At 33.3% G+C, this 26946-nt stretch carries 40 protein-coding genes and 1 riboswitch; of the genes, 39 read left to right on the forward strand and 1 reads right to left on the reverse strand.

The features are described 5' to 3' along the window. The first annotated feature begins 3 nt into the window (after positions 1 to 3). From fusA to BA195_RS06220, 36 genes are all read left to right on the forward strand, one after another. Positions 4 to 2121: an elongation factor G gene (gene fusA, locus BA195_RS06050; protein ID WP_068703424.1), complete on the forward strand. Its 2118-nt coding sequence runs from the start codon at positions 4 to 6 to the stop codon at positions 2119 to 2121. Positions 2122 to 2133: 12 nt separating this feature from the next. Continuing rightward, positions 2134 to 2439, forward strand: coding sequence for a 30S ribosomal protein S10 (gene rpsJ / locus BA195_RS06055; protein ID WP_024740605.1), 306 nt, complete (start codon positions 2134 to 2136; stop codon positions 2437 to 2439). A 285-nt stretch (positions 2440 to 2724) separates the two neighbouring features. Next, positions 2725 to 3342, forward strand: coding sequence for a 50S ribosomal protein L3 (gene rplC / locus BA195_RS06060; RefSeq protein WP_068703426.1), 618 nt, complete (start codon positions 2725 to 2727; stop codon positions 3340 to 3342). After that, positions 3342 to 3971 carry a 50S ribosomal protein L4 gene (rplD, locus tag BA195_RS06065; protein ID WP_068703428.1) on the forward strand — a complete coding sequence of 210 codons (630 nt, stop codon included), beginning with the start codon at positions 3342 to 3344 and terminating at the stop codon, positions 3969 to 3971. The genes rplC and rplD overlap by 1 nt, the downstream gene beginning before the upstream one ends. Positions 3972 to 3978: 7 nt before the next feature. After that, a complete protein-coding gene (gene rplW / locus BA195_RS06070) occupies positions 3979 to 4269 on the forward strand; it encodes a 50S ribosomal protein L23 (protein WP_068703430.1) in 291 nt (96 codons plus the stop codon). 11 nt (positions 4270 to 4280) lie between these two features. Continuing rightward, positions 4281 to 5105, forward strand: coding sequence for a 50S ribosomal protein L2 (gene rplB, locus BA195_RS06075; protein WP_068703432.1), 825 nt, complete (start codon positions 4281 to 4283; stop codon positions 5103 to 5105). Between the two features lie 3 nt (positions 5106 to 5108). Next, a complete protein-coding gene (gene rpsS / locus BA195_RS06080; protein ID WP_068703434.1) occupies positions 5109 to 5387 on the forward strand; it encodes a 30S ribosomal protein S19 in 279 nt (92 codons plus the stop codon). A 9-nt stretch (positions 5388 to 5396) separates the two neighbouring features. Then, positions 5397 to 5801, forward strand: a complete 405-nt coding sequence (rplV, locus tag BA195_RS06085) for a 50S ribosomal protein L22 (protein WP_068703436.1) — start codon at positions 5397 to 5399, stop codon at positions 5799 to 5801. 11 nt (positions 5802 to 5812) lie between these two features. Further along, a complete protein-coding gene (gene rpsC / locus BA195_RS06090) occupies positions 5813 to 6535 on the forward strand; it encodes a 30S ribosomal protein S3 (protein WP_068703438.1) in 723 nt (240 codons plus the stop codon). A gap of 22 nt (positions 6536 to 6557) precedes the next feature. Further along, positions 6558 to 6989, forward strand: a complete 432-nt coding sequence (gene rplP / locus BA195_RS06095; RefSeq protein ID WP_068703440.1) for a 50S ribosomal protein L16 — start codon at positions 6558 to 6560, stop codon at positions 6987 to 6989. An 11-nt stretch (positions 6990 to 7000) separates the two neighbouring features. Beyond that, positions 7001 to 7192 (forward strand): 50S ribosomal protein L29, encoded by a 192-nt coding sequence (gene rpmC / locus BA195_RS06100; RefSeq protein WP_068703442.1) that lies wholly within the window; start codon positions 7001 to 7003, stop codon positions 7190 to 7192. 18 nt (positions 7193 to 7210) lie between these two features. Continuing rightward, a complete protein-coding gene (gene rpsQ, locus BA195_RS06105; protein WP_068703444.1) occupies positions 7211 to 7468 on the forward strand; it encodes a 30S ribosomal protein S17 in 258 nt (85 codons plus the stop codon). A 1-nt stretch (position 7469) separates the two neighbouring features. Continuing rightward, entirely contained in the window at positions 7470 to 7838 is a 369-nt protein-coding gene (rplN, locus tag BA195_RS06110) for a 50S ribosomal protein L14 (protein WP_068703446.1), read from the forward strand. Positions 7839 to 7850: 12 nt separating this feature from the next. Then, on the forward strand, positions 7851 to 8159 hold the full coding sequence (gene rplX, locus BA195_RS06115; protein ID WP_068703448.1) for a 50S ribosomal protein L24: 309 nt from the start codon (positions 7851 to 7853) through the stop codon (positions 8157 to 8159). A gap of 2 nt (positions 8160 to 8161) precedes the next feature. Then, on the forward strand, positions 8162 to 8713 hold the full coding sequence (gene rplE / locus BA195_RS06120; protein WP_068703450.1) for a 50S ribosomal protein L5: 552 nt from the start codon (positions 8162 to 8164) through the stop codon (positions 8711 to 8713). A gap of 3 nt (positions 8714 to 8716) precedes the next feature. Then, positions 8717 to 8986 carry a 30S ribosomal protein S14 gene (gene rpsN, locus BA195_RS06125; RefSeq protein ID WP_068363324.1) on the forward strand — a complete coding sequence of 90 codons (270 nt, stop codon included), beginning with the start codon at positions 8717 to 8719 and terminating at the stop codon, positions 8984 to 8986. A 342-nt stretch (positions 8987 to 9328) separates the two neighbouring features. Beyond that, positions 9329 to 9727: a 30S ribosomal protein S8 gene (gene rpsH / locus BA195_RS06130; RefSeq protein ID WP_028887461.1), complete on the forward strand. Its 399-nt coding sequence runs from the start codon at positions 9329 to 9331 to the stop codon at positions 9725 to 9727. A gap of 12 nt (positions 9728 to 9739) precedes the next feature. Beyond that, positions 9740 to 10285, forward strand: coding sequence for a 50S ribosomal protein L6 (gene rplF, locus BA195_RS06135; protein WP_068703452.1), 546 nt, complete (start codon positions 9740 to 9742; stop codon positions 10283 to 10285). A gap of 18 nt (positions 10286 to 10303) precedes the next feature. Further along, positions 10304 to 10654, forward strand: coding sequence for a 50S ribosomal protein L18 (rplR, locus tag BA195_RS06140; RefSeq protein ID WP_068703453.1), 351 nt, complete (start codon positions 10304 to 10306; stop codon positions 10652 to 10654). Between the two features lie 8 nt (positions 10655 to 10662). Then, positions 10663 to 11187 carry a 30S ribosomal protein S5 gene (gene rpsE / locus BA195_RS06145; protein ID WP_141677655.1) on the forward strand — a complete coding sequence of 175 codons (525 nt, stop codon included), beginning with the start codon at positions 10663 to 10665 and terminating at the stop codon, positions 11185 to 11187. 11 nt (positions 11188 to 11198) lie between these two features. After that, on the forward strand, positions 11199 to 11381 hold the full coding sequence (gene rpmD, locus BA195_RS06150) for a 50S ribosomal protein L30 (protein ID WP_068703457.1): 183 nt from the start codon (positions 11199 to 11201) through the stop codon (positions 11379 to 11381). A gap of 10 nt (positions 11382 to 11391) precedes the next feature. Beyond that, entirely contained in the window at positions 11392 to 11841 is a 450-nt protein-coding gene (gene rplO / locus BA195_RS06155; protein WP_068703459.1) for a 50S ribosomal protein L15, read from the forward strand. Between the two features lie 12 nt (positions 11842 to 11853). Beyond that, complete coding sequence (gene secY, locus BA195_RS06160) at positions 11854 to 13173, forward strand: preprotein translocase subunit SecY (RefSeq protein ID WP_068703462.1); 1320 nt, start codon at positions 11854 to 11856, stop codon at positions 13171 to 13173. A gap of 1 nt (position 13174) precedes the next feature. Beyond that, positions 13175 to 13390 carry a translation initiation factor IF-1 gene (infA, locus tag BA195_RS06165; RefSeq protein WP_024740627.1) on the forward strand — a complete coding sequence of 72 codons (216 nt, stop codon included), beginning with the start codon at positions 13175 to 13177 and terminating at the stop codon, positions 13388 to 13390. A 12-nt stretch (positions 13391 to 13402) separates the two neighbouring features. Next, positions 13403 to 13519, forward strand: coding sequence for a type B 50S ribosomal protein L36 (gene ykgO / locus BA195_RS14170; RefSeq protein ID WP_073316873.1), 117 nt, complete (start codon positions 13403 to 13405; stop codon positions 13517 to 13519). Beyond that, the gene (gene rpsM / locus BA195_RS06170; RefSeq protein WP_068703464.1) at positions 13519 to 13884 is read left to right on the forward strand and encodes a 30S ribosomal protein S13; all 366 of its coding nucleotides are present in this window, start codon (positions 13519 to 13521) and stop codon (positions 13882 to 13884) included. The genes ykgO and rpsM overlap by 1 nt, the downstream gene beginning before the upstream one ends. Before the next feature lie 80 nt (positions 13885 to 13964). Continuing rightward, entirely contained in the window at positions 13965 to 14351 is a 387-nt protein-coding gene (rpsK, locus tag BA195_RS06175) for a 30S ribosomal protein S11 (RefSeq protein WP_068703467.1), read from the forward strand. 133 nt (positions 14352 to 14484) lie between these two features. Further along, complete coding sequence (gene rpsD, locus BA195_RS06180) at positions 14485 to 15090, forward strand: 30S ribosomal protein S4 (RefSeq protein WP_068703468.1); 606 nt, start codon at positions 14485 to 14487, stop codon at positions 15088 to 15090. 96 nt (positions 15091 to 15186) lie between these two features. Next, positions 15187 to 16179 carry a DNA-directed RNA polymerase subunit alpha gene (locus BA195_RS06185; protein WP_068703470.1) on the forward strand — a complete coding sequence of 331 codons (993 nt, stop codon included), beginning with the start codon at positions 15187 to 15189 and terminating at the stop codon, positions 16177 to 16179. Positions 16180 to 16239: 60 nt separating this feature from the next. After that, positions 16240 to 16713, forward strand: a complete 474-nt coding sequence (gene rplQ / locus BA195_RS06190) for a 50S ribosomal protein L17 (protein ID WP_068703472.1) — start codon at positions 16240 to 16242, stop codon at positions 16711 to 16713. 98 nt (positions 16714 to 16811) lie between these two features. After that, a complete protein-coding gene (gene carA, locus BA195_RS06195) occupies positions 16812 to 17927 on the forward strand; it encodes a glutamine-hydrolyzing carbamoyl-phosphate synthase small subunit (protein WP_068703474.1) in 1116 nt (371 codons plus the stop codon). 126 nt (positions 17928 to 18053) lie between these two features. Continuing rightward, positions 18054 to 19343, forward strand: a complete 1290-nt coding sequence (gene eno / locus BA195_RS06200) for a phosphopyruvate hydratase (RefSeq protein ID WP_068703476.1) — start codon at positions 18054 to 18056, stop codon at positions 19341 to 19343. A gap of 152 nt (positions 19344 to 19495) precedes the next feature. After that, on the forward strand, positions 19496 to 20035 hold the full coding sequence (locus tag BA195_RS06205) for a hypothetical protein (RefSeq protein ID WP_068703478.1): 540 nt from the start codon (positions 19496 to 19498) through the stop codon (positions 20033 to 20035). A 52-nt stretch (positions 20036 to 20087) separates the two neighbouring features. Next, positions 20088 to 20672, forward strand: coding sequence for a hypothetical protein (locus BA195_RS06210; RefSeq protein ID WP_068703479.1), 585 nt, complete (start codon positions 20088 to 20090; stop codon positions 20670 to 20672). Positions 20673 to 20941: 269 nt separating this feature from the next. After that, positions 20942 to 22228, forward strand: coding sequence for a citrate synthase (locus BA195_RS06215; protein WP_068703480.1), 1287 nt, complete (start codon positions 20942 to 20944; stop codon positions 22226 to 22228). Between the two features lie 57 nt (positions 22229 to 22285). Further along, on the forward strand, positions 22286 to 23239 hold the full coding sequence (locus BA195_RS06220) for an arginase (protein WP_068703481.1): 954 nt from the start codon (positions 22286 to 22288) through the stop codon (positions 23237 to 23239). A gap of 51 nt (positions 23240 to 23290) precedes the next feature. Here the strand turns inward: BA195_RS06220 and BA195_RS06225 are convergent, their stop codons facing one another. Next, complete coding sequence (locus BA195_RS06225) at positions 23291 to 23578, reverse strand: hypothetical protein (RefSeq protein ID WP_068703482.1); 288 nt, start codon at positions 23576 to 23578, stop codon at positions 23291 to 23293. 250 nt (positions 23579 to 23828) lie between these two features. Then, positions 23829 to 23923, forward strand: a riboswitch (TPP riboswitch). Between the two features lie 48 nt (positions 23924 to 23971). On the opposite strand from BA195_RS06225, the gene thiS reads away from it, so the two are divergent. From thiS to BA195_RS06240, 3 genes are all read left to right on the forward strand, one after another. Then, positions 23972 to 24175, forward strand: coding sequence for a sulfur carrier protein ThiS (thiS, locus tag BA195_RS06230; protein WP_068703483.1), 204 nt, complete (start codon positions 23972 to 23974; stop codon positions 24173 to 24175). A 36-nt stretch (positions 24176 to 24211) separates the two neighbouring features. Then, the gene (thiC, locus tag BA195_RS06235; RefSeq protein WP_068703484.1) at positions 24212 to 26074 is read left to right on the forward strand and encodes a phosphomethylpyrimidine synthase ThiC; all 1863 of its coding nucleotides are present in this window, start codon (positions 24212 to 24214) and stop codon (positions 26072 to 26074) included. Positions 26075 to 26334: 260 nt separating this feature from the next. Then, complete coding sequence (locus BA195_RS06240; RefSeq protein WP_068703486.1) at positions 26335 to 26937, forward strand: thiamine phosphate synthase; 603 nt, start codon at positions 26335 to 26337, stop codon at positions 26935 to 26937. Positions 26938 to 26946 lie beyond the last annotated feature (9 nt).

The following is a 26946-nucleotide window of genomic DNA, read 5'->3' on the forward strand; positions in this document are numbered from 1 at the left end:
GATATGGCTAGAAATTTAAAATTTACAAGAAATATTGGTATTGCTGCGCATATTGATGCTGGTAAAACTACTACTACTGAGCGTGTATTGTATTATACAGGTGTAAGTCATAAGATTGGTGAGGTACATGATGGTGCTGCAACTATGGACTGGATGGAGCAAGAGCAAGAAAGAGGTATTACAATTACTTCTGCAGCTACTACTTGTGAGTGGAAGTTCCCTGTAGAAAATGGTCAGCCAACAAATGAAACTAAAGGATATCACTTTAATATCATTGATACTCCTGGTCACGTTGATTTTACTGTAGAGGTAAATCGTTCGTTACGTGTACTAGATGGTTTAGTTTTCTTATTTAGTGCAGTTGATGGTGTTGAGCCTCAGTCTGAAACTAACTGGAGATTGGCAGATAACTATAAAGTACCACGTATTGGTTTTGTTAACAAAATGGACCGCCAAGGATCTAACTTTATGGCAGTATGTCAGCAAGTTAAAGATATGTTGAAGTCTAATGCTGTGCCAATTGTAATGAATATTGGTGATGAAGACGAGTTTAAAGGTATTGTCGATTTAGTTAAGAACCGTGCTATTATTTGGCATGATCATACTCAAGGTGCTACTTTTGATATCGTTGATATTCCTGAAGATTTAAAAGAAGAAGCTGCTGAATTAAGAGGAAAACTTATTGAAGAAGTTGCTGCTTATGATGAAAATCTTTTAGAAAAATTTATGGAAGATGAAGATTCTATTACTGAAGATGAAGTGCATGCTGCTCTTCGTGCTGCTGTAATGGATATGTCTATCATTCCTATGATTTGTGGATCAGCCTTTAAAAATAAAGGAGTTCAGTTCTTATTAGATGCTGTGTGTCGTTACTTACCTTCGCCGGTAGATAAGGATGCAATTGTAGGAACAGATCCTAATACTGGTGATGAGATTTCTCGTAAGCCAGATGCAAAAGAGCCTTTCTCTGCATTAGCGTTTAAAATTGCTACAGATCCTTTCGTAGGTCGTTTAGCATTTTTCCGTGCATATTCAGGGCGTTTAGATGCAGGTTCTTATGTGTTAAATAATCGTTCAGGTAAAAAAGAACGTATTTCACGTATCTACCAAATGCACTCTAACAAACAAAATGCTATCGATTATATCGAAGCAGGAGATATTGGAGCTGCAGTAGGTTTTAAATCTATTAAAACAGGAGATACTTTATCTGATGAAAAGAATCCAATTATTTTGGAATCTATGGACTTTCCTGATCCAGTAATTGGTATAGCGGTAGAGCCTAAAACGAAAGCAGATGTCGATAAGTTAGGGTTGTCTTTAGCTAAATTAGCAGAAGAAGATCCAACATTTACAGTAAGAACTGATGAAGCTTCAGGACAGACTATTATTTCTGGAATGGGTGAGTTGCACTTAGATATTATTGTTGATCGTTTAAAGCGTGAGTTCAAGGTAGAGGTGAACGAAGGTCAACCTCAAGTAGAGTACAAAGAAGCTATTACAGCTGCTGCAGAGCACAGAGAAGTTTATAAGAAACAATCTGGAGGACGTGGTAAGTTTGCTGATATTGTATTTACTATGGAGCCGGCAGAAGAAGGTGTTCAAGGATTAGTTTTCGAATCTGTAATCAAGGGTGGTAACGTTCCTAAGGAATTTGTACCGTCTATTGAAAAAGGTTTCAAAGAAGCTATGAAGAATGGTCCTTTAGCAGGATACGAAATGGATTCAATGAAAGTAACTTTAAGAGATGGATCTTTCCACCCTGTGGATTCTGATCAATTGTCTTTTGAGTTAGCTGCAAAAATGGGTTATAAAGCTGCTGCAAAAGCTGCAAAAGCTAAAATCATGGAGCCATTGATGAAATTAGAGGTGTTAACTCCAGAAGAAAACATGGGAGACATCGTAGGGGATTTAAATAGAAGAAGAGGTCAGGTTAACGATATGAGTGATCGTAACGGATCTAAAGTTGTAAAAGCATTAGTGCCATTATCTGAAATGTTCGGTTATGTTACTGCTTTAAGAACAATGTCTTCAGGTAGAGCAACTTCTACAATGGAATTTTCTCATTACGCAGAAACTCCTTCAAGTGTTTCTGAAGAAGTAATCGCAAAAGCTAAAGGTTAATAAGATATTAAGATGAGCCAAAAAATTAGAATTAAATTAAAATCTTACGATTATAATTTAGTAGATAAATCTGCTGAAAAAATCGTAAAGACAGTAAAGTCAACTGGAGCTGTAGTAAACGGGCCAATTCCTTTACCAACAAATAAAAAGATTTTTACAGTATTACGTTCACCACACGTAAATAAAAAATCTAGAGAGCAATTTCAATTATCTGCTTACAAAAGATTATTAGACATTTATAGTTCTTCTTCAAAAACTATTGATGCTTTAATGAAACTTGAGTTACCAAGCGGTGTTGAAGTTGAGATAAAAGTATAAGTAATGACTAACTTTCGGTTTAATTTTTTTAAACCGAAAGTTTTTTATACTTTTGCACACCAGAATTTATATTCTGTGGTGTAAAGTTTCTAGTGTATGCTAGAAATTAACATGTCCTGAGGGTTTCGCAAGGGAAAAATGGTAAAAACAAATTCAGAGTGAAGATGTTTTTCGCTCTTTTTTTATGTGTAATATCCAAAGGAAAAATGAAACTTTTGTTTCAAATAAATTTATATTAATAGACGCGCTGGATAAAATAGATCTATCGTCTTAAAATTAACAAACATGTCTGGGTTAATAGGTAAAAAAGTAGGTATGACCAGCTTATTCGATGAGAACGGGAAAAATATTCCTTGTACTGTAATCGAAGCAGGGCCATGCGTGGTTACCCAAGTCAGAACCGAAGAAGTTGACGGGTATAACGCGTTACAACTTGGTTTCGATGACAAAAAAGCAAAAAGCTCTAATAAAGCTTTAGATGGTCACTTTAAAAAAGCTGGCACATCTGCTAAGAAAAAAGTCGTAGAATTTCAAGGTTTTGATGGAGAGTACAAATTAGGTGATTCAATTACTGTTGAGCACTTTATTGAAGGAGAATTCGTAGATGTTTCTGGAGTTTCTAAAGGTAAAGGTTTTCAAGGTGTTGTTAAACGTCATGGTTTTGCCGGTGTTGGTCAAGCAACGCACGGTCAGCATAACCGTTTAAGAGCTCCTGGTTCGATTGGTGCTGCATCTTACCCTGCAAGAGTATTCAAAGGAATGCGTATGGCAGGTCGTATGGGTGGAGACAAAGTAAAAGTTCAAAATTTAAAAGTATTAAAAGTGGTTGCTGATAAGAATCTTATCGTAGTAAAAGGAGCTATTCCTGGTCACAAAAATACTTTTGTAACTATCGAAAAATAATGAAAGTAGCAGTTTTAGATATTACAGGAAAAGATACCGGTAGACAAGTTGAACTTTCTAACGAGGTATTTGGTATTGAACCAAACGATCATGCAATTTATTTAGACGTAAAGCAGTACTTGGCGAATCAAAGACAAGGAACGCATAAGGCTAAAGAGAGAGCTGAAATCGCTGGTAGTACAAGAAAGATTAAAAAGCAAAAAGGAACTGGTACAGCACGTGCAGGTTCTATCAAATCTGGAGTTTTCAGAGGAGGTGGGCGTATGTTTGGACCAAGACCAAGAAACTACTCTTTTAAATTGAATAAAAATTTAAAGCGTTTAGCACGTAAGTCAGCTTTAAGTATTCAGGCAAAAGAAAGTAATTTAGTTGTTGTTGAAGATTTCAATTTTGAAACTCCAAAAACAAAAGAATTTATCAATGTTTTAAAAGCTTTAGAATTAGACACAAAAAAGTCTTTATTCGTATTAGGTGATGAAAGTACAAATGTGTACTTATCATCTCGTAATTTAAAAGGATCTAAAGTAGTAAATGCAACAGGAGTTAATACTTACAGCGTTTTAAATGCAAATAAGGTGATTATTTCTGAAAGCTCTTTAGAAGGAATTGAAACTAACTTAAGTAAATAGGGAAAGAATGAGTATTTTAATTAAACCTATTATTACGGAAAAAGCAACAAACGATAGCGAGGTATTTAACCGTTATGCATTTGTTGTAAACAGTAAAGCTAACAAATTAGAAATCAAAGGAGCTGTTGAAGCTGCTTATGGTGTAGCGATTAAGTCTGTTAAAACTATGAATTATCCTATTCAAAGAAATACTAAATACACTAAAAAAGGTTTAGTAACAGGGATAAAAAGTGGATACAAAAAGGCAATCGTTCAGTTAGCTGAAGGAGAAACTATTGATTTTTATAACAATCTTTAAGAAAAGACAGAATGTCAGTTAGAAAATTAAAACCAATAACACCAGGTCAGCGTTTTAGAGTTGTAAATGGGTTCGACACCATAACAACTGATAAGCCGGAGAAATCTTTATTAGCTCCGAAAAAACGATCTGGAGGTCGAAACAATCAGGGTAGAATGACTACACGCAACATCGGTGGAGGTCATAAACAAAAATACCGTATTATCGATTTTAAAAGAGATAAGCAAGGTATCCCTGCAACAGTAAAAACTATAGAGTACGATCCAAATCGTACAGCATTTATTGCTTTACTTAGTTATGCTGATGGTGAAAAACGTTATGTAATTGCACAAAACGGTTTAAAAGTAGGTCAAGTAATTACTTCAGGTAAAGGATTAGTTCCAGAAGTTGGTAATGCTATGTACTTAAGCGAAATTCCTTTAGGAACAACAATTTCTTGTATTGAGTTGCACCCAGGTCAAGGAGCTGTTATGGCTCGTTCGGCAGGATCTTTTGCCCAATTAATGGCAAGAGATGGTAAATACGCTACAGTTAAGTTACCTTCTGGTGAAACTAGAATGATCTTGTTAACTTGTATGGCTACAATTGGAGTTGTATCTAACTCAGATCACCAATTATTAGTTTCAGGTAAAGCAGGTAGATCTAGATGGTTAGGTAGAAGACCAAGAACTAATGCAGTACGTATGAATCCAGTTGATCACCCAATGGGTGGTGGTGAAGGACGTTCTTCAGGAGGGCATCCAAGATCAAGAAACGGTATTCCAGCGAAAGGGTTTAAGACTAGATCTAAGACTAAAGCTAGTAATAAGTATATTATAGAACGTAGAAAGAAATAAACCATGGCAAGATCATTAAAAAAAGGACCTTTCGTTCACTATAAATTAGAGAAAAAAGTGTTAGCTAACGTTGAAACTGAGAGTAAATCAGTTATCAAAACTTGGTCAAGAGCAAGTATGATTACTCCAGATTTCGTAGGGCAAACAATTGCAGTTCACAACGGAAAGCAATTTGTACCAGTTTACGTTACTGAAAACATGGTAGGTCATAAATTAGGCGAATTTTCACCAACACGTTCTTTTAGAGGGCACGCTGGTGCAAAAAATAAAGGTAAAAAATAGTAGGAAATTATGGGAAGTCGTAAACATAACATGGCAACACAGTTAAAAGAAGCTAGAAAGTCTAGAGCTTTCGCTAAAATAACTAATTGTCCTACATCACCAAGAAAAATGCGCTTGGTAGCAGATTTAGTAAGAGGAGTTGAAGTTGAAAAAGCTTTACAAATCTTAAAATTTAGTCCAAAAGAAGCATCAAGAAACTTAGAGAAATTGTTAATGTCTGCAATTGCAAACTGGCAAGCTAAGAACGAAGATGCTAGTATCGAAGATGCTGGATTATTTGTAAAATCTATTTATGTAGATAGCGCAGGTATGTTAAAAAGGTTAAGACCAGCTCCACAAGGGCGTGCACATAGAATTCGTAAGCGTTCTAATCACGTAACTTTAGAGTTAGGAGCTAAAAATAAAAGTAATTAATCAAAGTAGAAATGGGACAAAAAACAAATCCAATAGGAAATCGTTTAGGAATTATCAGAGGATGGGAATCTAACTGGTATGGTGGAAATGACTACGGAGATAAATTAGCTGAAGATGATAAAATAAGAAAGTATATTAATGCTAGATTATTTAAAGCAAGTGTATCGAGAGTAATTATTGAGCGTACGCTTAAACTTGTAACCGTTACTATCACTACTGCACGTCCAGGTATCATTATTGGTAAAGGAGGTCAAGAGGTAGACAAGTTAAAAGAAGAGCTTAAGAAAATTACTGGAAAAGAAGTTCAAATTAATATTTTCGAAATTAAACGTCCAGAGTTAGATGCTAAATTAGTAGCTGCTAGTATTGCACGTCAGATTGAAAATAGAATTTCTTACAAGCGTGCAACTAAAATGGCTATCACTGCTGCAATGAGAATGAATTCAGAAGGTATTAAGGTACAATTATCTGGTCGTTTAAATGGAGCTGAAATGGCACGTTCTGAGCACTATAAAGAAGGAAGAATTCCTCTTTCTACTTTTAGAGCAGATATCGATTATGCACTTGTTGAGGCACATACTCAATACGGAAGATTAGGTATTAAAGTATGGATCATGAAAGGTGAGGTTTATGGAAAACGTGAATTATCTCCATTAGTAGGATTATCTAAACAAAAAGGTGGTGCTAATAAAGGTGGTGGAAATAAACGTCAACAACCTCGCAGAAGAAAATAATTTTTAAAATTAGAAATTAAAAATGTTACAGCCAAAAAGAGTAAAATACCGTAAGGTACAGAAGGCGAAAGGAAATATGAAAGGTAACTCTGGTAGAGGTACTCAACTTTCTAACGGAATGTTTGGTATCAAATCATTAGACCAGAATTTACTTACCTCTCGCCAAATAGAGGCAGCTCGTATTGCGGCAACTCGTCATATGAAGAGAGAAGGACAGCTTTGGATTAAAATATTTCCAGACAAGCCTATTACCAAGAAACCTTTAGAGGTACGTATGGGTAAGGGTAAGGGTGCTCCTGATCATTTTGTGTCAGTTATCAAACCAGGTAGAATTTTGTTTGAAGTTGGTGGAGTACCAATGGATGTTGCAAAAGAAGCTTTACGTTTAGCTGCACAAAAACTTCCTGTAAAAACGAAGTTTGTTATTGCAAGAGATTTTGATTTTAACGCTTAATTCTATATACAATGAAACAATCAGAAATTAAAGAATTATCTATCGCTGACTTACAAGGACAGTTAGAGGCGTTAAAGAAAAATTATACGGATCTTAAGATGGCTCACGCCATAACTCCATTGGAAAACCCATTGCAGTTACGTAGCTTAAGAAAAACTGTAGCAAGAATTGCTACAGAGTTAACTAAAAGAGAATTACAATAATTCTAGTCAGTTTTAAAGATGGAAAAAAGAAATCTTAGAAAAGAGAGAATCGGTGTAGTATCTAGTAGCAAAATGGAGAAATCTATTGTTGTTAATGAGGTAAAAAGAACCAAGCACCCAATGTATGGTAAGTTCGTATTAAAAACGAAAAAGTACGTTGCACATGACGAGAATAACGATTGCAACGAAGGTGATACTGTTAGGATAATGGAAACACGTCCTATGAGTAAATCTAAACGTTGGAGATTAGTAGAAATCCTAGAAAGAGCTAAATAATATGTTACAGACAGAATCAAGATTAAGAGTCGCAGATAACACTGGAGCAAAAGAAGTTTTAGTGATAAGAGTTTTAGGAGGAACAAAAAAGCGTTATGCTAGCGTTGGAGATAAAATTGTAGTAACTGTAAAGTCTGCAACTCCAAATGGTGGTGTAAAAAAAGGTCAAGTATCTCGTGCTGTAGTTGTTCGTACTAAAAAAGAAATTAGACGTAAAGACGGATCATATATCAGATTTGATGATAATGCTTGTGTACTTTTAAATCCTACTGAGGAAATGAGAGGAACACGTGTATTTGGTCCTGTTGCCCGTGAATTACGTGATAAGCAATTTATGAAGATAGTATCATTAGCACCTGAAGTGCTTTAAATCGACATTAAGATGAAGAAGTTCAAAATTAAATCAGGAGATACTGTAAAAGTATTAGCAGGTGATCACAAAGGATCGGAAGGTAAAGTTTTACAAATTCTTAAAGATAAAGATAGAGTTTTAGTAGAAGGTGTTAATATGGTATCTAAACATACCAAGCCAAGTGCTGCTAATCCTCAAGGAGGAATTGTAAAAAAGGAAGCTCCATTACACATCTCTAACATAGCATTAATCGAAAACGGTGAAGCTGTAAAAGTTGGATATAAGGTAGAAGGAGATAAGAAAGTTAGATTTTCAAAAAAATCAGATAAAGCAATATAACCATGAGTTACGTACCAAGATTAAAAGAAGAGTACAAGAGCAGAGTTATCAAAGCTCTTACTGATGAATTCGGTTATAGTAATGTAATGCAAGTGCCTAAATTACAAAAGATTGTTGTAAGTAAAGGTGTTGGTGCAGCTATAGCAGATAAGAAATTAATAGAATACGCTATTGATGAGTTAACTACAATTACAGGTCAAAAAGCAGTTTCAACGATGTCTAAAAAAGATGTTGCAAACTTCAAATTACGTAAAGGGATGCCAATTGGAGCAAAAGTTACGTTAAGAGGAGAAAAAATGTACGAATTTTTAGATAGATTAGTTACTGCATCTTTACCACGTGTAAGAGATTTTAACGGAATCAAAGCAAACGGTTTTGATGGTAGAGGTAATTACAACTTAGGAATTACTGAACAAATCATCTATCCTGAAATCAATATTGATCAAGTAAAAAAAATTAGTGGTATGGATATTACTTTTGTAACATCTGCGAACACTGATAAAGAAGCTAAATCATTATTAGGAGAATTAGGTTTACCATTTAAAAAGAACTAAGACATGGCTAAAGAATCAATGAAAGCGCGTGAGCGCAAAAGAGCTAAAACGGTTGCAAAGTATGCTGAAAAGAGAAAAGCTTTAAAAGAAGCTGGAGACTATGAAGCATTACAAAAGTTACCTAAAAATGCATCACCAGTTAGAATGCACAATCGTTGTAAACTAACAGGACGTCCTAAAGGATATATGCGTCAGTTCGGTATTTCACGTGTTACTTTCCGTGAAATGGCTAACCAAGGATTAATTCCAGGTGTAAAGAAAGCGAGCTGGTAACAGTTGTTTTTTATAAACTTATAAAGCATATCACAATTTTGTGATATGCTTTTTTTTTGTCAAATAAATTTGGTGTTTATGTTTTAATAAAGCCAATAAATTAAAACTCAAAATGATAAGTTGTAAAAACAGTGAGTTTCTAATAAATTTATGTATATTTGCACTCTGTTTTTATAAGGTGAATTATGCCTTGTAAGTAAATACTAGTAAAGTGGTATACTGCTTATGAGATTTATCTAAAAAACAAAAAACAAATATTAACTGGTTTCAGGTTCATTAATTAGCTGATTTTCATACTGTAAATAGCTTTTAGTGAAAACCAAAACCGAAATTTAATTAATTATGTATACAGATCCAATCGCGGATTTTCTTACTCGAGTTAGAAATGCTATTGCAGCAAATCACCGAGTAGTTGAGATTCCTGCTTCAAAATTGAAGAAGGAAATGACGAAAATTTTGTTCGATCAAGGTTATGTTTTAAGCTACCAGTTCAATGACGATAAAGTTCAAGGAACTATTAAGATAGCTTTAAAGTACGACCGTGACACGAAAGAGTCAGTAATCAGAAAGATTCAAAGAATTTCAACACCAGGTTTACGTAAATACGTTGGCTCTAAAGAGATGCCAAGAGTATTAAACGGTTTAGGTATTGCTATTGTTTCTACATCTAAAGGTGTAATGACAAACAAAAAAGCTAAACAAGAAAACGTTGGTGGAGAAGTATTATGTTACGTTTATTAATCACTTTGTACAATGAGTAGAATAGGAAAAAATCCAATCGCATTACCACAAGGTGTTGAAGTTAAAGTAGACGGAAACGTGGTTACAGTAAAAGGTAAATTAGGTGAGTTAACGCAAGAGTTAAAGTCTGATATTACTGCAAAAATTGAAGATGGTGTTATAACTGTAGAAAGAGCATCAGATAGTAAAGATCATAGAGCAGCACACGGTTTATATCGTGCTTTAATCAATAACATGATTGAAGGTGTTACTAAAGGTTATACTAAGGAATTAGAATTAGTAGGTGTAGGTTATAGAGCATCAAACCAAGGGCAAAAATTAGATTTAGCTTTAGGTTTTTCTCATAACATTGTTTTAAACTTAGCTCCAGAAGTAAAGGTTGAAACAGTATCTGAAAAAGGTAAAAACCCAATCATTAAATTATCTTCATTCGATAAGCAATTAGTTGGTCAAGTAGCAGCTAAAATCCGTGGTTTCCGTAAGCCAGAGCCTTATAAAGGAAAAGGAATTAAGTTTGTAGGAGAAGTATTAAGAAGAAAAGCAGGTAAATCTGCATAATAAATAAGAGAAATTATTATGGCATTATCAAAGCTTGAAAGAAGACAACGAATTAAGTATAGAATTAGAAAAGTTGTTACAGGAACTGCTGTTAAACCTAGGTTATCAGTATTTAGAAGTAATAAAGAAATCTATGCTCAATTAATTGATGACGTTGCTGGTGTAACATTGGCATCTGCATCATCAAGAGATAAAGAAATTACATCTGGTTCTAAATCAGAAGCTGCTACTGCAGTAGGTAAAGCAATTGCAGAAAAAGCTGCTGGAAAAGGTGTTGAAACAGTTTCTTTTGATAGAAATGGATTTTTATACCATGGTAGAGTTAAAGTATTAGCAGAAGCTGCTAGAGAAGCTGGTTTAAAATTTTAAGAAATTATATTATGTTAGGATATAAAAACGTAGAAAGAGTAAAACCAAGCGGATTAGAGCTTGTAGATAAATTAGTAGGTGTACAGCGTGTTACCAAAGTAACTAAAGGGGGTAGAGCATTTGGTTTCTCTGCAATCGTAGTAGTTGGAGATGGTAACGGAGTTGTAGGTCATGGATTAGGAAAGTCTAAAGATGTTGCTTCAGCAATTGCAAAAGCAATTGAAGATGCAAAGAAAAGTTTAGTACGTATTCCTATTTTAGACGGAACTTTACCTCACGAACAAAAAGGTAAGTTTGGTGGAGCGAAAGTGTTCATTAAGCCAGCCTCTCATGGTACGGGGGTTATTGCCGGTGGAGCTGTACGTTCAGTATTAGAATCTGTTGGTATAAAAGACGTATTATCAAAATCTCAAGGATCATCAAATCCTCATAACGTAGTTAAGGCAACTTTTGATGCTTTATTACAATTACGTAGCGCAGCAACAATTGCTAAGCAAAGAGGAATTTCTTTAGAGAAAGTTTTTAACGGTTAAAATTTAAGACGATGAGTAAAATTAAAGTTACACAAGTAAGAAGTAAAATTGGTCGCCTTAAAAGTCAAAAAGCAACGTTAGAGGCGTTAGGTTTACGTAAATTAAACCAAACTGTAGAGCATAATGCTACAGCTACAGTTATGGGTATGGTAAATAAAGTTTCACACTTAGTTTCTGTAGAAGAAGTTAAATAAACAATATAAGATGAGTTTACACAACTTAAAACCTGCAGCAGGATCTACTAAGAGCGGTAAAAGAATCGCTCGTGGAGAAGGTTCTGGACATGGAGGTACCTCTACAAGAGGTCATAATGGTCAGAAATCACGTTCTGGTTATTCTCGTAAAATCGGATTTGAAGGAGGTCAAATGCCACTTCAAAGACGTGTACCTAAATTTGGTTTCACAAACATAAACCGTAAAGAATATGTTGGTGTTAATTTAGATAAATTACAAGGATTAGTAGAAAATGGAAAAATTTCAGATACAGTAACTTTAGAGGTTTTAGTAGAAAACCGTTTAGCTCGTAAAAACGACTTAGTAAAAATATTAGGTGGTGGTGAGTTAAAGGCTAAATTAAATATAACTGTACATAAATTTACTGCAACAGCAAAAGCGGCTATTGAAGCAGCAGGAGGTGAAGCAGTTACATTATAAGAATTGTAAATGATGAATTTTATAAATACTTTAAAAGACATTTGGAAGATAGAAGAGTTAAAAGAGAAATTACTTTTAACTTTAGGTTTAATTGCTGTATATCGTTTTATGGCGGCAGTTCCATTACCTGGAATTGACCCTACACAATTATCAGCATTACAAGACAGTACTTCAAGTGGACTTTTAGGTTTATTAAACGCATTTACAGGTGGGGCATTTGCTAGAGCGTCAGTGATGGCACTTGGTATAATGCCTTATATTTCTGCATCAATTGTAGTTCAGTTAATGGGTATTGCGGTACCATATTTACAAAAATTACAAAAAGATGGAGAAAGTGGACGTAAGAAGATTACACAAATAACAAGATGGCTTACAATTGCTATTACTTTGTTTCAAGCACCTACTTATATTGGTATTATTCAAAACCAAATGGGATTAGGACCTGAAGCATTTTTAGTAACTGGAGCAACATTTTGGGTTTCATCAATTATCCTTTTATCTGCAGGAACAATTTTTGCAATGTGGTTAGGTGAGCGTATTACAGACAAAGGAGTTGGTAATGGTATATCATTATTAATTACAGTAGGTATTATTGCTAATTTTCCAGCAGCTTTCATACAAGAGTTAGTTTCTAAGCAAACAGCTGGAGCTGGAGGGATTATGATGATTCTAATCGAATTAATAGTTTGGTTTGTAGTAATCTTGTTAACCGTATTATTAGTTACAGCAGTAAGAAAGGTAGCGGTTCAGTATGCACGTCGTACAGCTGTTACAGACATTAAAGATGTTGACGGTGCACGCCAGTACATTCCATTAAAATTGAATGCATCGGGTGTAATGCCAATTATTTTTGCACAAGCTATTATGTTTTTACCAGTAGCTTTGGGGCAAAAATTTCCAGCATTAAACAGTTTAACTGATAATTTCGGATTATGGTATAACGTTATATTTGCTATCTTAATTATTATCTTTAGTTATTTTTATACGGCGATTACGATCCCAACAAATAAAATGGCAGATGATTTAAAGAGAAGTAATGGTTTTGTACCTGGATATAAGCCAGGAGAAGAAACAGCAAACTATTTAGATTCGGTGTTATCGAAAATAACATTTCCAGGATCTTTATTTTTAGCAGCTTTATCTATATTACCAGCGATTATTGTAAAGTTTGGAGTTACTCAAAACTGGGCAATGTTTTTTGGTGGTACTTCTTTAATCATTATGGTTGGAGTTGCAATAGATACCATACAGCAAATTAACTCGTATTTATTAAACAGTCGTTACGATGGTTTAATGAAAACAGGTAACAGTAACAGAAAATCATTAAAATAATATGGCTAAGCAACCAGCAATTCAACAAGACGGAACAATAACAGAAGCATTATCAAATGCAATGTTTCGCGTAGAATTAGAAAACGGACATATTGTAACGGCACACATTTCAGGTAAAATGCGTATGCATTATATCAAATTATTACCAGGAGACAAGGTGAAATTAGAAATGAGTCCGTATGATTTATCAAAGGCAAGAATTACTTACAGATATTAAAAACACACACTGATGAAAGTAAGAGCATCATTAAAGAAAAGAAGTGCCGAGTGCAAGATTGTACGTAGAAAAGGCAGATTATATGTAATTAACAAAAAGAATCCTAGATTTAAACAAAGACAAGGGTAATGGCAAGAATAGCAGGTATTGATATTCCAAAGAATAAAAGAGGTGTTATCGCTTTAACTTACATCTTTGGTATAGGAGACAGCAGAGCAAAAGAAATTTTAGCAACTGCAAAAATAGACGAAAGTATCAAAGTTCAAGATTGGACAGATGATCAAATTGCAGCGATTCGTGAGCAAGTAGGAACTTTTACTATAGAAGGTGAATTACGTTCAGAAGTTCAATTAAACATTAAACGTTTAATGGACATAGGATGTCAAAGAGGTATTCGTCACAGACTTGGTCTTCCTTTAAGAGGGCAAAGAACTAAGAATAACTCTCGTACAAGAAAAGGTAAGAGAAAAACTGTAGCTAACAAGAAAAAATAAGTTAGATAAGTAATAAAGATCTAACAGTGGTTATTATAACCATAAGGTTAGAAAACTAAATTACTAAAACTATAATAATCATGGCAAAGTCTAAAGTAACAAAAAAACGTAAAGTTGTAATAGAATCAGTTGGTGAAGCTCACGTAACTGCATCTTTCAACAATATTATTATTTCTTTAACAAACAAAAAAGGTGACGTTATATCTTGGTCATCTGCAGGTAAAATGGGTTTCAGAGGTTCAAAAAAGAACACTCCGTATGCAGCTCAATTAGCCGCAGAAGATTGTGCTAACGTAGCAAAAGAAGCAGGTTTACGTAAAGTAAAGGTGTATGTTAAAGGGCCTGGTAACGGTAGAGAATCTGCAATCAGATCTATCCACAATGCAGGAATCGAAGTAACAGAAATTATTGATGTTACGCCAATTCCTCACAACGGATGTCGTCCTCCAAAAAGAAGAAGAGTATAAGTTGATATAAATCAACTTATACTTTTATTTAGCGTATTTTTGTACGCGCAAAAAAAAGTATTTTAACTAAAGTAGGAATACGATTATCGAAGGAGTAAGCCTTAATTCATAATCCCTACTAAAACAATAAGAAATGGCAAGATATACAGGACCAAAAACTAAAATTGCTCGTAAGTTTGGTGAAGCAATTTTTGGAGATGATAAAAACTTTGAAAAAAGAAATTACCCTCCAGGACAACATGGAAACGCAAGAAGAAGAGGTAAGAAATCTGAATATGCGACTCAGTTAATGGAGAAGCAAAAAGCTAAATACTCTTATGGTATTTTAGAGCGTCAGTTTAGTAACTTATTTAAAAAAGCATCTGCATCTAAAGGTATTACAGGTGAGGTTTTATTACAATTATGTGAATCTCGTTTAGATAACGTTGTTTTCCGTTTAGGAATTGCTAACTCAAGAAGAGGTGGACGTCAATTAGTATCTCACCGTCACATTACTGTGAACGGAGAAATTGTTAACATTCCATCATACAGCTTACAAGCAGGAGATGTTGTGGCAGTAAGAGAAAAATCTAAATCATTAGTAGCTATTGAAGATTCTTTAGCATCAAACAGTAATGTTTATGAATGGTTAAGCTGGAACTCTGATCAAAAGTCAGGAACTTTTATTAAAGCTCCAGAAAGATTACAAATTCCTGAAAATATCAAGGAACAATTAATCGTAGAATTATATTCTAAATAATAAATTATTTACATTGTTGTATAGCCAAAGGGTTTATCTGTATTTCTTCAAACTAATAAACCGCGCAACTAAACAACAATTAAAACGAAGAAAAATATGGCAATTTTAAATTTTCAGAAGCCTGATAAAGTAATAATGATTGAATCTACTGACTTTTCAGGAAGATTCGAATTTAGACCTCTTGAACCAGGTTTTGGATTAACAATAGGAAATGCTTTAAGAAGAGTTTTATTATCTTCTTTAGAAGGATTTGCTATCACATCATTAAGAGTAGATGGTGTAGATCATGAGTTTTCAACAATTCAAGGTGTTGTAGAAGATGTTACAGAAATCATCTTAAACTTAAAACAAGTTCGTTTTAAGAAACAAATTGAAGAAACTGATAGAGAAACAGTATCTATAGCAGTATCAGGACAAGAACAATTAACTGCAGGAGATTTACAAAAATTTACTTCAGGTTTTCAAGTACTAAATCCAGATTTAGTAATTTGTAACATGGATAAATCAGTGAATTTTAATGCTGAAATCACTATCGAAAAAGGTAGAGGTTTTGTGCCAGCAGAAGAAAACAAAAGAGCAGGTGCTCCATTAGGAACAATTTTTACAGATTCTATTTACACTCCTATAAAGAATGTAAAATATGCTGTTGAAAATTTTCGTGTAGAACAAAAGACCGATTATGAAAAATTAGTTTTTGATATCGATACAGACGGTTCTATCAACCCTAAGGATGCCTTAACAGAAGCTGCTAAAATTTTAATCCACCACTTTATGTTATTCTCAGATGAGCGTATCACTTTAGAGGCAGATGAAATTGCACAAACTGAAACATATGATGAAGAATCATTACACATGCGTCAGTTATTGAAGACGAAATTAGTAGATATGGATTTATCTGTTCGTGCTTTAAACTGTTTAAAAGCAGCAGAAGTTGATACTTTAGGAGACTTAGTATCGTTCAACAAAAGTGATTTAATGAAATTTAGAAACTTTGGTAAAAAATCATTAACTGAATTAGATGAGTTAGTGGCTAATAAAAACCTTAATTTCGGAATGGACTTAAGCAAATACAAATTAGATAGAGATTAACCTTTCATAATTTGCTCCCTTAAAAGGTAGTAGCAAGATGAGAGCTAAAAACCAAATGTCATGAGACACGGAAAGAAATTTAATCATTTAGGAAGACAAACAGCGCACAGAAAGGCGATGTTAGCAAATATGGGGTGTTCTTTAATAGAGCACAAACGTATAAACACAACTTTAGCAAAAGCGAAAGCTTTACGTATGTTTATAGAGCCTATAATTACTAAGTCTAAATCAGATACTACTCATAATCGCCGTACAGTATTTAGCTATTTACGTAGCAAAGAAGCTGTAACAGAATTATTTAAAGAAGTTTCTGTAAAAGTAGCAGATCGTCCAGGAGGATATGTTCGTATTATCAAATTAGGAAACCGTCAGGGAGATAACGCTTCTATGGCAATGGTTGAATTAGTTGATTACAACGAATTATACAACCCGAAAGGAAACAAAGCTAAAAGGAACACTCGTCGTAGCCGTCGTGGTGGTGCAAAAACTACAGCTGCAGCAGTTGAAACTCAAACTTCAAACGAAGAAGAATAAAAATGAAAATTTTTATAAATTATATCAAAGGGATAAACATTTAATGTTTGTCCCTTTTTTTATATATTTTTGCAATCAAATTACACAACACACACTAAATGAAATATCAGCAACGTAAAAAAGCACTAGTTTTATTAGCAGATGGAACTATTTTCTATGGAAAGTCTATAGGAATCGAAGGTACTTCAACAGGGGAAATCTGTTTTAATACAGGAATGACAGGCTACCAAGAAGTATTTACTGATCCTTCTTATTTTGGACAATTAATGATAACTACCAATGCTCATATAGGTAATTATGGTGTTAATAATGAAGAAGTAGAATCAGAAGGAATAAAAATATCAGGATTAATTTGTCGTAACTTTAGTTTTACACATTCACGTGTAGATTCTGATGGTAACTTATTTGACTGGTTTAAAGAACATAATTTAGTTGCCATATCTGATGTAGACACTAGAGCTTTGGTATCATATATTAGAGATAATGGTGCAATGAATGCTATTATATCTACAGATGTAGATAATGTAGAGGGGTTAAAAAAACAGTTAGCAGCTACACCTAATATGGAAGGTTTAGAACTGGCCTCAAAAGTATCAACAAAAGAGCCTTATTTTGTAGGAGATGAAAACGCACCAATAAAAGTATCGGCTTTAGATATTGGTATTAAAAAGAACATTTTAAGAAATTTAGTAAAAAGAGGTGCTTATATAAAAGTGTACCCATACAATGCTACTTTCGAACAAATGAGTGATTTTAATCCAGATGGTTACTTCATTTCTAACGGACCTGGTGATCCAGAACCACTTTCAGACGCAATTAATACAGCAAAAGATATTATCAAAAATGATAAACCTCTTTTTGGTATTTGTTTAGGACACCAAGTTATTGCATTAGCTAACGGAATTTCTACTTATAAAATGCATAATGGTCACAGAGGAATCAATCATCCTGTAAAGAATTTAATAACAGGAAAAGGTGAAATAACTTCTCAAAATCATGGTTTTGCGATTAATAAAGAAGAAACTGAAGCGCATAACGATGTTGAAATTTCACATGTTCACTTAAACGATCATACAGTGGCAGGTATTAGAATGAAATCTAAAAATGTATTTTCTGTGCAATATCATCCAGAAGCTAGCCCAGGACCACATGATGCCGAATACCTTTTTGATGAGTTTATCGAAAATATCAAGAAAGTAAAAATTGAAGCGTAATCGTTTTCGTAATTCTTAAATAAGAAACACTACACAATCAATTACAATTATTAAATTAGCAAGTATATAAAATTAGCATTCCCGTGAGTTCATATTCACGGGAATCTATATTAAAAATAAACAATTATGAGTATTATAATCAACATTCACGCACGTCAAATTTTCGATTCAAGAGGTAACCCAACTGTAGAAGTAGATGTTACTACTGAAAACGGTGTAATAGGTAGAGCAGCAGTTCCATCAGGAGCATCAACAGGAGAACATGAAGCGGTTGAATTACGTGACGGAGGAAGTGATTACATGGGTAAAGGTGTATTAAATGCTGTAAACAATGTAAATACTTTAATTGCACAAGAGTTATTAGGTGTATCTGTTTTTGAACAAAATATGATTGATCAAATGATGATTGATTTAGATGGAACATCAAATAAATCTAAATTAGGTGCAAATGCTATTTTAGGGGTTTCTTTAGCCGCAGCAAAAGCCGCAGCAAATGAGTTAGGTTTGCCTTTATATAGATATGTTGGCGGAGTATCTGCAAATACCTTACCAGTACCGATGATGAATATCATTAACGGAGGTTCACATTCAGATGCACCAATTGCATTTCAAGAATTTATGGTAATGCCAGTAAAAGCTAAAAACTTTACAGAAGCAATGCAAGTTGGTTCTGAAATATTCCATAATTTAAAGAAGGTTTTACACGATCGTAATTTATCAACAGCCGTTGGTGATGAAGGAGGTTTTGCACCAACTTTAGATGGTACAGAAGACGCAATTGAAACCATTGCGTTGGCAACTAAAAATGCTGGATATAAATTTGGAGAAGAAGTAATGATCGCTTTAGATTGTGCTGCTGCCGAATTTTTTGTTGATGGAAAATATGATTATACAAAGTTTGAAGGAGCAAAAGGAAAAGTACGTTCAAGTAAAGAACAAGCTGATTACTTAGCTGAATTAGCAGAAAAATATCCTATTATTTCTATTGAAGATGGAATGGATGAAAATGACTGGGAAGGATGGAAGTATTTAACTGAAATTTGCGGAGATAAAGTACAGTTAGTTGGTGACGATTTATTTGTAACCAACGTAGAGCGTTTATCTAGAGGAATTGAAAACGGAATTGCAAATTCAATTTTAATTAAAGTAAACCAAATAGGAACGTTAACTGAAACTATTGCAGCAGTAAATATGGCACATAATGCAGGTTATACATCAGTTATGAGTCATCGTTCTGGTGAAACAGAAGATTATACAATTGCCGATTTAGCAGTAGCTTTAAACTGTGGCCAAATAAAAACAGGTTCAGCTTCTCGTTCAGATCGTATGGCAAAATACAATCAATTATTGCGTATTGAAGAGCAATTAGATGGTGTTGCTTTTTATCCACAAGAAAAAGCTTTTAAAATAAAGTAATTTAACTATTCTTATAAGAATCAATATTTAAAACCTTGTCATTTAAACGGCAAGGTTTTTGATTTTATATAGCTTCTATAAAAAAAAATAAAAATAGTAAGGCTTTTATTTAAAAAACATGCTACTATTTAATGCTTTAAACAAACAAAACTATGAAAAAACTAGTATCAATTATTTTACTGTTAACAATAACAGTGATTAATGCACAAGAAAAAAATACTGAAAAAGCATGGCGAGTTAATTTTTTAAATCCAGGAGTAGAATACGAAATGCCTACGGGAAATAATACAACACTTTCTGTTGGAGCAGGTATTGGCTATAGTGGTAGTTATCCGCATACAGATGTAGGAGCTGGTTCTGGAGCAATAACTTCTTTCAACCCTTTTGTAGATATACAACACAAATGGTTTTATAATTTTGATAAACGTAAAAGTAAAGGTTTAAAAACGACTAATAATACAGGTAATTTTGTGTCAGCAAGGTTTTTAACAAGAAGTGAATCGTTGTTTGGTAACTCTAACGGAACTGATGGGTTAGATTTTGCAGTAGGCCCTACTTGGGGAATTCAGCGTACTTATGGTAAAAACTTTCATTTTTTGTTTGATATGGGACCTATTTATTATTTTGATACCAACGGTAAAGGATATTATTTCCCGTTAATGATTCAGCTAAATTTAGGGTTTGATTTATAACAACATAAAAGAGACTGTTGTAAACAGTCTCTTTTTAACATAATTAAAATATATGAAAAAGATATTCGCTTTACTAATAGTTATAACCTTTACAGCTTGTCACTCTACAAAGTACACACATTCAGGAAATGTAAATTCGCGTTTAGATTTTAAAAAAGGTAAATGGTTGTCACATACTGTTGAAGCTCCTAAAAGTATAAAAGAAAGCTTAACGAATATAGCGAGCGAAAAATTTACTGCATTGTTAGGAAATCGTTTTTCTGATGTAAATACTATTAGAGGAATTTTATTACCAGCTAATATAACCACTAATCTTAGTAAAGCTGATTTAAAAGATATTAAAAACGGAACAGGATATGATTTTTTTATAAAGATTAACGCTACTGTAATTTCTGATGAAGTTGGAATTTTAGGACAAGGAAATATAATGTCTTCTTCAGAAAATAGAGGCGAAGTAACAGTAACTATTTACGATTTAAATTTACTAGAAGAAATGTATTTTCAATCAGTTGTAGGTAATGTTTTTGTTCCAGAAAACTATGATAATTTGGCTTTAACAAAAAGTACAAGGAGTATAATTATAAAAGGTTTTAAACGAATTATGAAAAATATTCATAAAAATCAGATTAAAAACTAAACTAGCGAATCTTTAAATCGGTTTCTAATTTGAATTATAGCCTAACTTACATAACACGTCATTCTGAATTTATTTCAGAATCACATTATTATCATAAAGAGTATTTCATGATGAGAATTTGAAATAAGTTTTGCCTAAGTAAATAATAAAAAATATATAAAATAATACTATTTTTAGATAGTAAAAAACTATTAAAACTCACTTTTAAAATACTACAAAAAATGGTATCTTCGCAATTCACTTGAATCATAAAAAATTAAGAGATAAAAATGGCAGATATAGCAAAACTACAAATTGGTGAAAAGACGTATGAGTTCCCGTTAATTAAAGGAACAGAAAATGAAACTGCAATTGATATAAAAACATTAAGAGGAGCTTCTGAAGGAGTTATTACTATCGATCCAGGATATAAGAATACAGGTTCTTGCCAAAGTGCTATTACATTTTTAAATGGTGAAGAAGGAGTTTTACGTTACAGAGGATATTCAATTGAAGAATTGGCAGAAAAAGCTGATTTTTTAGAAGTCGCTTATGCGCTTATTTTTGGAAATTTACCAACACAAGAACAGTTAGATAAATTTCATTCAGATATCAGATCTAAATCTGTAGTTGATGATGATGTTAAAAAAATATTAGATGCTTTTCCTAAAAATGCGCATCCAATGGGTGTATTATCATCTTTAACATCAGCACTAACAGCATTTAATCCAAGTTCAGTAAATGTAGATTCAGAGGAAGAAATGTACAATGCTATTGTAAAAATATTAGGAAAATTTCCAGTATTAGTAGCATGGGCAATGCGTAAAAAACAAGGATTACCGTTAAATTACGGAACAAAATCTTTAGGGTATGTAGAAAATATTTTAAAAATGATGTTTGAGCAACCAAATGAAGAGTATGTTCAAAATCCAATTTTAGTAAATGCATTAGATAAATTATTAATCTTACATGCAGATCATGAGCAAAACTGTTCAACATCAACGGTAAGAATTGTAGGTTCTTCACATGCAGGATTATTCGCTTCACTTTCAGCAGGAATTTCTGCACTTTGGGGACCATTACATGGTGGTGCAAACCAAGCAGTTTTAGAAATGCTAGAAGCTATTAAAGAAGATGGTGGCGATACTAAAAAATATATGGCAAAAGCAAAAGATAAAAACGACCCTTTCCGTTTAATGGGATTCGGACACCGTGTTTATAAAAACTTTGACCCAAGAGCAAAAATTATAAAAGTTGCTGCTGATGAAGTGTTAAAAGAATTAGGAGTTGAAGACCCTATTTTAGCTGTAGCAAAAGGATTAGAGCAAGAAGCATTAAACGATCCTTATTTTGTAGACAGAAAATTATATCCTAATGTAGATTTTTACTCAGGTATTATTTACCGAGCAATGGGAATTCCAGTTGAAATGTTTACAGTAATGTTTGCTTTAGGACGTTTACCAGGGTGGATTGCACAATGGAAAGAAATGAGAGAAAACAAAGAACCTATTGGAAGACCTCGTCAAATTTATACAGGAGAAAACCTTAGAGAATTTGTAGAAGTTAGTAAAAGATAAATTAACAAAAATGTCATTTAAATTTTAAATGACATTTTTTTATTAAAATAAATGAAGATGAAAGAAATAAAAATTATAAAAAACAGGTCAGATATTGGTGCAGGTACACGTGGTTCTGATATGGGAGTTGATGCTATAGAAATTGCAGCCATCAATGAAAATAATGATTTTTTTAATCGTTTTGAATCAGAAGATGTTATTACAGAAAATGAATCTATTTATGATAAAAAGAATAACTCATTTGGTAAGCAAATAAATAGTGTATTTAATCAATGTAAAAGATTAAGTAATCATGTAAAAGTAAATTTGCAAGAAGATAAATTCCCAATAGTTTTATCAGGAGACCATTCATCAGCCTTAGGAACCATAAGTGGTATTAAAGCAGCAAACCCAACTAAAAAAATAGGAGTTATTTGGATTGATGCCCATGGAGATTTACATACACCATACACCTCACCTTCAGGAAACATACATGGTATGCCATTAGGAGCTGCTATTTCTGATGATAATTTAGATTGTCAAATAAATGATGTAGATAGAGAAACGGCTGAGTTGTGGGATCGAATGAAAAATATAGGAATACCAGAACAAAAAGTTTTACCAGAAAATATTGTTTTTTTTGGAGTCCGAGATACTGAAGAACCAGAAGATAAACAAATAGAAAAATACGGTATAAAAAACTATATGGTTGCCGAAGTTCGCTACCGCGGATTAGAAGTTTGTGTAAATGAAGCTTTAGAAAAATTAACAGATTGTGATATTATTTATGTTTCTTTTGATGTAGATTCTATGGATTGTGATATGATTTCTTATGGTACCGGAACACCAGTGCCAAAAGGTTTTGATGATAAAGAAATTGTTGAAATTATAAATGGATTATTAGCAAGTAAAAAAGTAGCTTGTGTTGAATTTGTCGAAGTAAATCCTTTATTAGATTTAAAAGGAAATAAAATGGCAGAAACTGCTTTTAAAGTTTTAGAAGAAGTAACAAAAACAATTGAAGCATTATAAAAGTTATTAATTAAAATAAGCCAGTCTTTTAAAAAAGACTGACTTATTTTTTTATAACCTTGTAATACCAGTAATATGAGGTTTAACATCGCCTAAGGGTTGAAAAATTTCAACAATAGCTTCCCACATAACCTCGGCAGGAGGTATAGAAGCATTACACTTAAAACGATAGTTTGTTCCAGCAACAACTTGAGTAGATACAGCTGTCGGCTCATAATTTACTCCAACAAAACCATTAAGTGCTTCATCAAATACTTTGCGATCTTCTGTCGTTAAAGAACCATAAGATGTCCATCCTCCAAGAAGAGTTTCTTTTGCTTTTAAAGTTTCAGTACTCATAATAAATTTGTTTAGTTTACCTACTCATAAGGCTTTTCGGTTACCTCCTTCTGTAACAAGTTTTACAGAAAAACCGTTTTTTAACGTGATCGCTGCTTCACAGTTTCAAATTTATAAGAAACATTAACTTGAGTTAAAAAAAATGACATAATCGCATAAAATTTAAGCATAAGTGAATAAAAATCAAGAATAAAAAATTAATTCATATTAAAAATGCGGTGTTTTTTAATTTAAAGCATACATTTGCTTTCGTAAACTTTAGGAGTAGCTATTAAATTAGTTTGAGAAAAATCCTTAGAACCTGATTTGGTTAATACCAACGGAGGGAAAAGTTATCTTCGATATAATTTTGTCGAGCTACTACCATTTGGTTTACAGTAATATTTTATAAATATGATTACTATAAAAGTAAACCAAGAAGACCATCAAGTTTTAGAAAACGTAACACTACAAGAGTTTATTGAATTATTAAAAATTCAAACAAACGGAATAGCAATTGCTATAAATAGTACTGTTATAAAACGATCAGATTGGTCTTTAAAGTTACTTCAAAACAATGATGATATTTTAATTATAAAATCAACCCAAGGAGGATGATTTTTATTTTAAAAACTAACAAACACTAAGTATCAGATGAAGAACAAAGACACAGCTCCAAAACAAGACGGAATAACAAGAAACCCGTTTCCGAATTCGAAAAAAATTTACGTAAACGGAAAAATTCACCCGCAAATTAAAGTAGCAATGCGTGAAATTTCGTTAAGTGATACGGTAGATTCTATGACCAAAAAGAAAACACCAAACGAACCAGTTACTGTTTACGATACTTCAGGGCCATATACTGATCCTAATAAAGAAATCGATATTCATAGCGGTATAGAGCGTATTCGTGAATCTTGGATAAAAGAGCGTGGTGATGTTGAAGAACTTGATTCATACTCATCAGAATATTGTAACGAACGTTTAAACGATAAAAGTTTAGATCACATGCGTTTTAAGTTACTTAAAAAACCTATGCGCGCTAAAAAAGGGCAAAATGTAACACAATTGCATTATGCTAAAAAAGGAACAATTACGCCAGAAATGGAATACATTGCTATTCGTGAAAATCAACGAATAGATGAAATGACTGAAATAAGAAAGCAACATAAAGGCGAACATTTCGGTGCTTCTATTCCAGAAAAAATTACACCAGAATTTGTACGATCAGAAGTAGCAAGAGGACGTGCAATTATTCCATCAAATATTAATCACCCAGAAGCCGAACCTATGATTTTAGGGCGTAACTTCTTAGTAAAAATTAATGCCAATATTGGTAACTCCGCGGTTACTTCATCAATTGAAGAAGAAGTAGAAAAAGCCGTTTGGGCTTGTCGTTGGGGAGCAGATAATATTATGGATCTATCCACCGGAGAAAATATCCATGAAACTCGTGAGTGGATTATCCGTAATTCACCAGTTCCAGTAGGTACCGTGCCAATATATCAAGCTTTAGAAAAAGTAAACGGAGTTGCAGAGGATTTAACGTGGGAGATTTTCCGCGATACGTTAATTGAACAAGCAGAACAAGGAGTAGATTACTTTACCATCCATGCCGGAGTTTTGTTACGTTACGTACCAATGACTGCAAAACGTGTTACAGGTATTGTGTCTCGTGGAGGTTCAATTATGGCAAAATGGTGTTTAGCACATCATAAAGAAAGTTTTTTATACACACATTTCGAAGATATTTGTGAAATATTAAAGCAATATGATGTTGCCTTTTCTTTAGGTGACGGATTACGACCAGGCTCGGTTGCTGATGCAAATGACGAAGCACAATTTGCGGAGTTAGAGACCTTGGGTGAGTTAACTCAGATTGCTCGTAAGCATGAAGTTCAGTGTTTTATTGAAGGGCCAGGACATGTGCCAATGCACATGATTAAAGAAAATATGGAGAAGCAAATTGAAGTTTGTGACGAAGCTCCTTTTTATACTTTAGGGCCTTTAACAACTGATATTGCACCAGGTTACGATCATATTACTTCGGGTATCGGAGCCGCTATGATTGGTTGGTATGGTTGTGCCATGTTGTGTTACGTAACGCCAAAAGAACATTTAGGACTGCCTAATAAAGAGGATGTACGTGTAGGTGTTGTAACTTATAAATTAGCAGCCCATGCAGCCGATTTAGCAAAAGGGCATCCAGGTTCTCAGCACAGAGATAATGCGTTGAGTATGGCGCGTTTCGAGTTCCGTTGGGAAGATCAATTTAATTTAGGATTAGACCCAGAGCGGGCTCGTGAATATCACGATGAAACGTTACCAGCTGCAGGTGCAAAAATTGCACACTTTTGTTCTATGTGTGGTCCAAAATTCTGTTCTATGAAAATTTCGCAAGAAGTACGTGATTTTGCTGCTGAGAATGAAATTGATGAGAATAACGAAATCTTCCAAAAAGGAATGGACGAAAAGTCGAAAGAATTTAAAGAAAAAGGTTCAGAAGTATATTTATAAAATAATTAGGAGGTTCCTACGCCTTTTTATTAAGGCGTAGGCGGGCTTTCCGTTATATCTTTTGCAAGTTCTCGATACTAATTTATTTCGTTCTACTGCATAAATTAACTCGAACAAAATGCAAAAGGATGCCACTGCAATCCCTAACCCGAAAAATAATAACTGTGATAACAGGCAGTAAACGATAAGGTAAACCTGCTATTTCAAGATTAAATTAGGTTATTTTTACACCAAATTAAAAGCGACTAAATTAAACGAATATGATAGTACTTATAGCCCCCGAAAAAGATGTAGCAAACGAAATTGAAATACTACATCAATTATTTGAAGCAGGTTTAGAATACTATCATTTAAGAAAACCGTTTAAAAATTTAGAAGAGCACGTTTCATATTTAAATAAAATTGATGCAAAATATCATAATAAGATAATCGTACATTATTTTCATGAATTAACGAATGAATTTAATTTAAAAGGAATCCATTTTCAAGAACAAAAAAGACGCGAAGCTTTAGAAAACGGAAATAGGTATTTTATAGGATTAAATATGTTAGGAAAAACAATGAGTAGTTCTTTTCACGAACCTAAAGATATTGAAGTTTGTGATATTGAATTCGATTATCATTTATTGAGTCCAGTTTTTTCATCCATTTCTAAAAAAGGATATGAAGGAAGAGGTTTTGATGTAAACCATATCGATAAATCAATCGTAGGAATGGGCGGAATTAATAAAGAAACCATTGCAAAAACAATCGACTTAGGATTTAAAGGAATTGGTGTTTTAGGTGGTGTTTGGAATGCTGAAAATCCGATTGAAAGTTTTAGAGAGATAAAGTATCAATATAAAAATTGTTTAACTCAATAATTTTATTCG

Source organism: Tenacibaculum soleae, from assembly GCF_001693415.1.
Taxonomy (GTDB): Bacteria; Bacteroidota; Bacteroidia; order Flavobacteriales; family Flavobacteriaceae; genus Polaribacter; species Polaribacter soleae.